Source organism: Brevibacillus massiliensis (genome assembly GCF_000311785.1).
In the GTDB taxonomy this organism is placed as follows: domain Bacteria; phylum Bacillota; class Bacilli; order Brevibacillales; family Brevibacillaceae; genus Brevibacillus_C; species Brevibacillus_C massiliensis.
In genome coordinates this window covers 21,577-23,970 of sequence record NZ_HE978552.1, presented here as the reverse complement: position 1 = coordinate 23,970, position 2,394 = coordinate 21,577, and the positions used below count along the sequence as shown (strand labels likewise).

The following is a 2,394-nucleotide window of genomic DNA, read 5'->3' as shown; positions in this document are numbered from 1 at the left end:
CGTCCATAAATTGTTCGGCGGTGTTGGAGATCGCTACCATCAGTAGATGCTCTTCCTTTCCTCCCAGCAATCAAGTCCTGATAATCCTCCAGGATGCATTTCCTTTGCCACTTCTGCCAATCTTCACAAGTCCATTCTTTTGTGCTCATCTTCCGTCCTCCCGTTCTCTTTCGAATCTTTCCTTTGCCAGCTCGGCCACTCGATCTTGAACAACCTTGATCCGATTCTTGCCGATGCCCTTTATTTCTCCCATGGCTTGTACGAAAAACGCCCATGTGTCCTTGTATCCGTCGAACAGTCCCCTTCGATATTCCCGGTCAAGCTTTTTCTGTAGGCTCATGTCTTCACCCGCTCTTGGTGCTGGATCAGCCAGTCAAGATACACCCGCGCCTTTTTCAGATCCTCTACACCGCCCTTATTGTTGCAGCGACTAAGATATTTCAAAACATTGCCGCGGCAGTATCCAGCAAACTCCTGTGGTGATAGTTTGGCCCGGAGATAATCGATTGTCTCGATACCACCGGCAGTATAGTGGTCTGGCGAATTTACAGGATCACCCATTATTCCATCCTCCTCCGCTTCTTTTTCCACTTCTTCCAGTTCTTCATCTGAGACTTATTTTTGCGAAAGTAAATCTTGCGCTGACGTTTTTCTTCTGACTTCGCCTTGAGTGACCGAGACCTCATGATCTCCCTGAGCGCCTTGCCTATCATTTCCGCAGTAACACGAAAGCCAGTGACCACCTTATACACATCTTCATCGCTCAGGTGGTCGATGTTGTGCCCTTGACTAGCCAAATATTGCCGAAACTCAGCTATAGCCTTTACCATCTCTTCGCTCATTTGGCCACCTTCTTCCGTTTCTTTTTCTCGGACGGGTTGAGGATGGATTGGATGACTTCTGCCTCATATTTGATGGTTGTCGTCGGCTCTCCGACTTCCTGCGAAAACTTTAATTCTCGCGCAATCTGCGCCAACACGAACGCATCCCTTACGTTATCGCTACTATGTTCAAAACCCCACTTTTTGAAGATCGGCAGCACCATCTCATCCTTCTTCGCGTTTCCTTTGCCAGTTGCGAACTTCTTCACGCTGGCTGGGCTGACTTCGGTGTAGGCAATGCCTCGTCGGAATAGCGCAACTCGCAGACCCCAACCTATACCGTATTGAACGCTAACGCCCTGCCCTTGTGCGCCAAATGCGAATCCCTCAATACAGACGATGTCATCAGGCTTAACAAAAGCCATCACCTCTCCAAGCAACGACGCCATGCGCTTTGGGTCTTGGCTGCCAACACCAGTCAACTCATTGGCACGCAGAACATCTCCCCACTCGCTTATTGCCACGAAACCAGTTCTGGTTGATGGATCGATTCCTACAAATCTCATTACCAATCACCTGCCCTCATATTTACTTTTGACCAGGGAACAAGCTCGCTGATCTCCATATAGTGAGGGCGCCGCTCCACTTCTGAGCGGTTGCTATCGCGCCTGGTGTAAAACATGATCGTTTCCTCCCGGATCGTCTCATGATGCGACTCGCAAAGAGTCACTAACGCCCATGACTTGGTAGCTGGTTGACGGCAGTCGGGATACTGGCATTTCATTGAGACACCACCTTTCCTGCTGCTTCCTCTCTGATTTGATTCATAATTTCCTTGAATCTATCCGACAGAAATGGCACATACATATCTGCAGGAACCCCGCAAGCAGACATCTCTTTCATCATGGTTCGGACGATGCTGTCAGCTTGGCGCAGGTGGTCGTACAAATTCAAGTCCAAACTTTCGTATATCTCCACCATTTCTTTCCGTTGATGGATTTGTTGTTCGCGCCGTTTTAGTTCCTGGCGGGCAGCCTTTTTGACCGACTGCGGACAATCCTCGTAGACGATAATTTGATAGAGTTGCTCATTGGTTGCAGCTGTAAGGTTCACGTTCTCACCTCTCAGTCATCGAGCCAATCCGACAGATCGACTTTCTTCTGTGGCTCCGGTTCCGGTTCTGGTTCTGGCTTTGGTGGATCAGGTTCAGGCGTTGACGGCTCCGGCTTCCGCTGTTGGTACTCCATCACACCCGCAGCGACAAAGTCGTATTTCTGCATCAACTCTGCCTTGGTTCGTTCGTCGATCAGAGGATGGTCCAGTTCCTTCGCTTTTTCTAAGAGCCAATCAAGTGATCTGAAATATTGCTCGTCGTTTTCTATTCGCCTCATGGCAGCAACCACGCTATCACTCGTATTGATGCCGCGACCACCATACCGACAAAGCAAAAGATGAGGGTCCATATGATGGTGTGGGCAAGTAACCTTCCAATGTTCAAGTCAAGCTACCTCCTTCCCAGTTCCTCGAACCTCTGTATCCATCCCTTGAAAAGCAACCGAAACTCATTCACCCC

The 2,394-nt window shown here is 49.3% G+C and carries 7 protein-coding genes; all 7 read right to left on the bottom strand.

All coding sequences use genetic code 11. From position 1 onward, the window contains the following. Positions 1–145 precede the first annotated feature (145 nt). Genes HGBM_RS23955 through HGBM_RS23925 form a run of 7 tightly spaced genes read right to left on the bottom strand, consistent with a single transcriptional unit; the run spans position 146 to position 2,224 of the window. Complete coding sequence (locus HGBM_RS23955; protein WP_019123613.1) at positions 146–340, bottom strand: hypothetical protein; 195 nt, start codon at positions 338–340, stop codon at positions 146–148. Continuing rightward, positions 337–561 (bottom strand): DUF3310 domain-containing protein, encoded by a 225-nt coding sequence (locus tag HGBM_RS23950; RefSeq protein ID WP_019123612.1) that lies wholly within the window; start codon positions 559–561, stop codon positions 337–339. Before HGBM_RS23950 ends, HGBM_RS23955 begins: the two co-directional genes overlap by 4 nt. Further along, positions 561–842 carry a hypothetical protein gene (locus HGBM_RS23945; protein ID WP_019123611.1) on the bottom strand — a complete coding sequence of 94 codons (282 nt, stop codon included), beginning with the start codon at positions 840–842 and terminating at the stop codon, positions 561–563. The genes HGBM_RS23950 and HGBM_RS23945 overlap by 1 nt, the downstream gene beginning before the upstream one ends. Beyond that, the gene (locus HGBM_RS23940) at positions 839–1,387 is read right to left on the bottom strand and encodes a RuvC family protein (protein ID WP_019123610.1); all 549 of its coding nucleotides are present in this window, start codon (positions 1,385–1,387) and stop codon (positions 839–841) included. The genes HGBM_RS23945 and HGBM_RS23940 overlap by 4 nt, the downstream gene beginning before the upstream one ends. Next, on the bottom strand, positions 1,387–1,605 hold the full coding sequence (locus HGBM_RS23935) for a hypothetical protein (protein WP_019123609.1): 219 nt from the start codon (positions 1,603–1,605) through the stop codon (positions 1,387–1,389). Before HGBM_RS23935 ends, HGBM_RS23940 begins: the two co-directional genes overlap by 1 nt. Further along, on the bottom strand, positions 1,602–1,934 hold the full coding sequence (locus HGBM_RS23930; RefSeq protein WP_019123608.1) for a hypothetical protein: 333 nt from the start codon (positions 1,932–1,934) through the stop codon (positions 1,602–1,604). The genes HGBM_RS23935 and HGBM_RS23930 overlap by 4 nt, the downstream gene beginning before the upstream one ends. An 11-nt stretch (positions 1,935–1,945) precedes the next feature. Then, complete coding sequence (locus HGBM_RS23925) at positions 1,946–2,224, bottom strand: hypothetical protein (protein ID WP_019123607.1); 279 nt, start codon at positions 2,222–2,224, stop codon at positions 1,946–1,948. Positions 2,225–2,394: the final 170 nt, after the last annotated feature.

Excerpts from the sequence above, each read along its gene's own strand:
- HGBM_RS23940 (WP_019123610.1), bottom strand. The coding sequence starts at position 1,387 with ATGAGATTTGTAGGAATCGATCCATCAACCAGAACTGGTTTCGTGGCA.
- HGBM_RS23950 (WP_019123612.1), bottom strand. The coding sequence starts at position 561 with ATGGGTGATCCTGTAAATTCGCCAGACCACTATACTGCCGGTGGTATC.
- HGBM_RS23935 (WP_019123609.1), bottom strand. The coding sequence starts at position 1,605 with ATGAAATGCCAGTATCCCGACTGCCGTCAACCAGCTACCAAGTCATGG.
- HGBM_RS23955 (WP_019123613.1), bottom strand. The coding sequence starts at position 340 with ATGAGCCTACAGAAAAAGCTTGACCGGGAATATCGAAGGGGACTGTTC.
- HGBM_RS23945 (WP_019123611.1), bottom strand. The coding sequence starts at position 842 with ATGAGCGAAGAGATGGTAAAGGCTATAGCTGAGTTTCGGCAATATTTG.